Annotated in this window: 3 protein-coding genes; all 3 read right to left on the minus strand. The window is 74.3% G+C overall.

The window, feature by feature from the left end; all coding sequences use genetic code 11:
- Nucleotides 1–843: sporulation protein (locus E1200_RS31685; protein WP_165950548.1), on the minus strand; the 843-nt coding region annotated here is incomplete at its 3' end.
- A 384-nt stretch (nucleotides 844–1,227) separates the two neighbouring features.
- Complete coding sequence (locus tag E1200_RS31690; protein ID WP_131956089.1) at nucleotides 1,228–2,604, minus strand: pitrilysin family protein; 1,377 nt, start codon at nucleotides 2,602–2,604, stop codon at nucleotides 1,228–1,230.
- Entirely contained in the window at nucleotides 2,601–3,857 is a 1,257-nt protein-coding gene (locus tag E1200_RS31695; protein ID WP_131956091.1) for a pitrilysin family protein, read from the minus strand. The genes E1200_RS31690 and E1200_RS31695 overlap by 4 nt, the downstream gene beginning before the upstream one ends.
- Between the last annotated feature and the right edge of the window lie 208 nt (nucleotides 3,858–4,065).

The raw sequence follows: 4,065 nt of genomic DNA on the forward strand, positions 1-4,065 counted from the left end.
CCTCCCGCGCCCGTCCCACTCCGCCCACGGCGGCGGGAGCGGGGCGTGGGCCGGAGGCGGCGTGGCCCGGCCGCCGTGGGCGGAGTGGGACGGGCGCGGGAGGACCGCGGCCTGCTCCAGCCAGTTGGCGATCTTGGCGTTCCAGTCGGTGGCGGCGGCCTCGGCGTGCGGGACCTGGAAGACGCCGAACGACTCGTCCGCGGGCCTTTCGCGGTCTTCGGCGCGCAGCACGAACGCCATGGTGCGGGGGCTCGCGACGAAGCTCAGCCCGATCTTCTCGATCCGCCCCTGGTAGGACGTGGGCGGGTTGAGGTGCATCTCCTGGTGGAACGGCAGTTGCTGGGAGACGCCCCGCAGCTTGGACGACTCGAACGTGACGTTCGAGATCTGGAAGCCGAGCTGCGCGATCGCCGCGAGCACCCACTGCTGCGACTCCAGCGGCTCCACGGAGATCGGGTCGATGTCGCCGGGGTCGGGCTGCCCCGCCAGGTCGACCTCGGTGCACATCCCGATCGTGAAGCCGGGCAGCTCGTGGCCGAGGACCGTGGTGAACGGCAGCTCGTACGGCAGCGGGATGGAGAACGCGAGGTCGCGCTGCTGCCCGGCGTCCAGCCGGAAGCCGCGGGTGAGGGCGCCCCGGTACACCTCCGGGCCGGCCGACTCACCGCCATAGCCGTTCTGCATGCGCGGCATGAGCGCCAGCGTCACATGCCGGACGTCCACGGGCTGCGCACCCCCGCGCAGGTGCACCTTGCCGGCCACGACGCCGCCGGGCTTGCAGTTCGGCTCCGACAGGATCGTGTCGACGGACGGCCCGCCGTCCGCCATCTGCCCGTAGGACAACGGCCGTTCCCCTCTATCGACCGCGGGGACGTCGCCCCGCGGTGCCAGCCCGCGTCGGTCGGCCCGCGCGAGTTCGCCAACGCGGATTAGACCCTCTCCACCATGCCATTGGTTCACCCGGCGAAGCGGAACAGCGGCACTTTTCATCCGCCGGGTAACGAAAACCGCACCTGACGACCGCGCACGGACGAACATTCCGCCATCCCCCGAACCCTGTCAATACGGCGCGTTCGAGGGCGCGGGCCACCCCTTGGCGGTCACCCGGCTTCACGACGGCGTCCGGCCAGAGGCCGAGGCGGGTTCGGGGCCGGGGCTCACTCCTTGGCGGTCACCCGGCTTCACGACGGTGTTCGACCAGGGGCCGAGGCGGGTTCGGGGGCTGGGCTACTCCTTGGCTGTCACGGTGACGGTCGCGTAGCCGAGCTTCTCCAGCGGGCCGCGGATCTGCTCGGCGTCGCCCACGGCGATGACGGTGAGGCCCTCGGGGTCGACGTGCTCGCGGTACGTGCGGGCGACGCCGTCCGGGGTGGAGGCGCGTACGGCGGCCAGGTAGGCGCTCGGGTAGTCGGTGCCCAGGCCGTTGGCGGACACGTCGGCCAGTTCGGCGGCGACGGCGCGGGCCGTCTCGTACTCGGCGGGCGCGCGGTCGGCCAGGGCGCGGACGGACGAGCCGTGCTCGTCGGCGCCGATGCCCTCGGACACGATGCCGCGCAGCTCGGTCAGCGCGTCGGAGACGGCGTCGGCGGTGACCTCGGTGTGCACGGCGCCCTGCGCGATGAACAGGCCGCAGTGCCGCATCCGCAGCAGGCCCGCCCGCATCCCGTAGGTGTAGCCCTTCTCCTCGCGGAGCTTCGCGTTCAGCCGGGACGTGAGCCCGCCGCCGAGCACGTGCGCCGCGACGGTCAGCGACGGCCAGTCGTGGTGCGAGCGGTCCGGGACGCCGTGCCCGAAGCTGAGGTAGGTCTGCACCGAGCCCGGCCGGTCGACGACGACGATCCGGGCGGCCGAGTCGGGCATGACCCGGTCGGCGGTGGGGAGCGGCTCTCCGGTAGCGGCCCAGCCCGACAGGGCGGCCGTGAGCGCGCCGTCGGCGTCCGTCCCGGAAAGATCACCCGCGACGACCGCGGTGGCCTCGGCGGGCACCACGGAGCCGTAGAAGGACCGGACGTCGGCGCCCTGGAGCGCCTCGACGGAGGTGCGGTCGCCGCCGGTCGGGCGGGACGCGCGGGCCTCCGCCGGGAACATCACCGCGCGGAGCTCGCGCATGGCGCGCGAGCCGGGGTCGGCGTCCTCCTGCGCGATCTCCTCCAGCCGCTCGCGGACGAGCCGGCGCACGTCGCCGTCGTCGAGGGCCGGGCGGCGCACGACCTCGGCGAACAGCTCCATGGCCGCGCCGAGCCGCGTCGTCGGGACGTCGAGCGCGATGCGCAGGGCGGTCAGGTCGGCGTGCGCGAAGAAGCTGGCGCCGAGCCGCTCGAAGGCGGCGGTCAGCGCGGTGCCGCCGCCCGGCTCGGTGCCCTCCGTCAGCGCGTGCGCCGCGAGCGTCGCGACGCCGTCGAGACGGCGCCCGTCGGGCAGCACCGGCTCGCGGCCGGCGCCCGCGTGCAGGACGAGCCGCACCGCCGCGAGCCGCCGGCCGGGCAGGTCGCAGCGCAGCGTCGCCGGGCCCGCCGGGACGCGGCCCTCGGTACCGGCCGGGAACGTCCACGCCGGGACGGGCCCGGGGACGGGTCGGGGCTGCAGTTCCAGGCCGCTGGTCACGAGGTGCCTCCGTAGGTCAGGGCGGTGCGGGCGCCCGGCGCCAGCCAGCGGCCCGCCATCTCCTTGATCGCGTCCCCGGTGACGGCGGCGGCGCGGCCCGGGGCGGTGAAGACCCGGGCCGGGTCGCCGAACTGCGTGGCGTTCTGCGACAGCGCGTTGGCCAGTCCGGTGACGGTCTCGGTCTGCTCCAGGAACCCGCGCTCGGCCTGGGCGGTGGCGCGGGCGGTCTCGTCGGCGTCGGGGCCGTGCTCGGCGAACCGCTGGAGCTCCTCGTCCAGCACGGCGGCGATCTTCTCCGGGTCGGGGCCGATCGCGTCCACGATCGCCAGGGACGGGCCGGACGTCAGCCGCGTCACCCCGGCCCACACCTCGGTGGCGATCTCGTCGCGCCGCACCATCCGGTCGTAGAGCCGGGACCCGGAGCCGCCGCCGAGGATCTCGACCGCGAGCTCGGCGGCCTCGATGTCGTCGCCGCCGTCGGTGGGGAGCGTGAACATCGCGAAGTAGGCGGGGGAGGGGACCTCCTCGTCCAGGCTCTCGCCGCGGACGCCGGACAGCGGCCCGAGGTCGCCGGAGCGCGCGGGCGGCTTCTCGGGACCGGACGGCAGCCCGCCGAAGTAGCGCTCGACCGCGGCCAGCGTCGCCTCCGGGTCGACGTCGCCGACGACGGACAGGACCGCGTTGCCCGGGGCGTACCAGGTGGCGAAGAAGTCGGCGCAGTCTTCGAGGGTGGTGGCGTCCAGGTCGTCCATGGAGCCGATCGGAGTGTGCGCGTAGGGGTGGCCCTCGGGGAACGTGAGGGCGCACAGCCGCTCGAACGCCGTCCCGTAGGGCTGGTTGTCGTAGCGCTGGCGGCGCTCGTTCTTCACCACGTCGCGCTGGTTGTCGAGGTTCACCTGGGTGAGCGCCGCGGGGAGCGTGCCCATCCGGTCGGCCTCCAGCCAGAGCGCGAGCTCCAGGTGGCTGACCGGCACGGTCTCGTAGTAGTTCGTGCGCTCGAACGACGTGCTCGCGTTGAAGGTGGCGCCGGCGCTCTCCAGCAGCGCGGCGTGCTCGCCTTCGGCGACGTTCGCGGAGCCCTGGAACATCAGGTGCTCGAAGAGGTGGGCGAGCCCGGTGCGGCCGGCCCGCTCGTGCCGCGAACCCACCCCGTACCAGATGTTCACGGCGGCCAGTGGTACGACGTGGTCTTCGCAGACCACCACGCGCAGGCCATTGCCGAGCGTGTGCTCATGCAGCGGCTGTTCTGCCACGGAGCGCTCCCGTCCGTTCGATGGGTCGGCTGGCGGACAGCACCGCGCGCGTCGGCGGGACGTGCCCGGGCGGCGGGCTTGATCTCGGTCTCACCGTACCGGGTACCGGCGGCCCGGGGCGCGCCTCCGCCAACTGTGGATAACTCGCGCTGCGGCCGGCGGACCGGGAGGTCGGAAAGCCGCGGGGAGCGCGGGAGCGGTGCGGGCC

The sequence above is a fragment of the Actinomadura sp. GC306 genome (assembly GCF_004348665.1).
Taxonomy (GTDB): domain Bacteria; phylum Actinomycetota; class Actinomycetes; order Streptosporangiales; family Streptosporangiaceae; genus Spirillospora.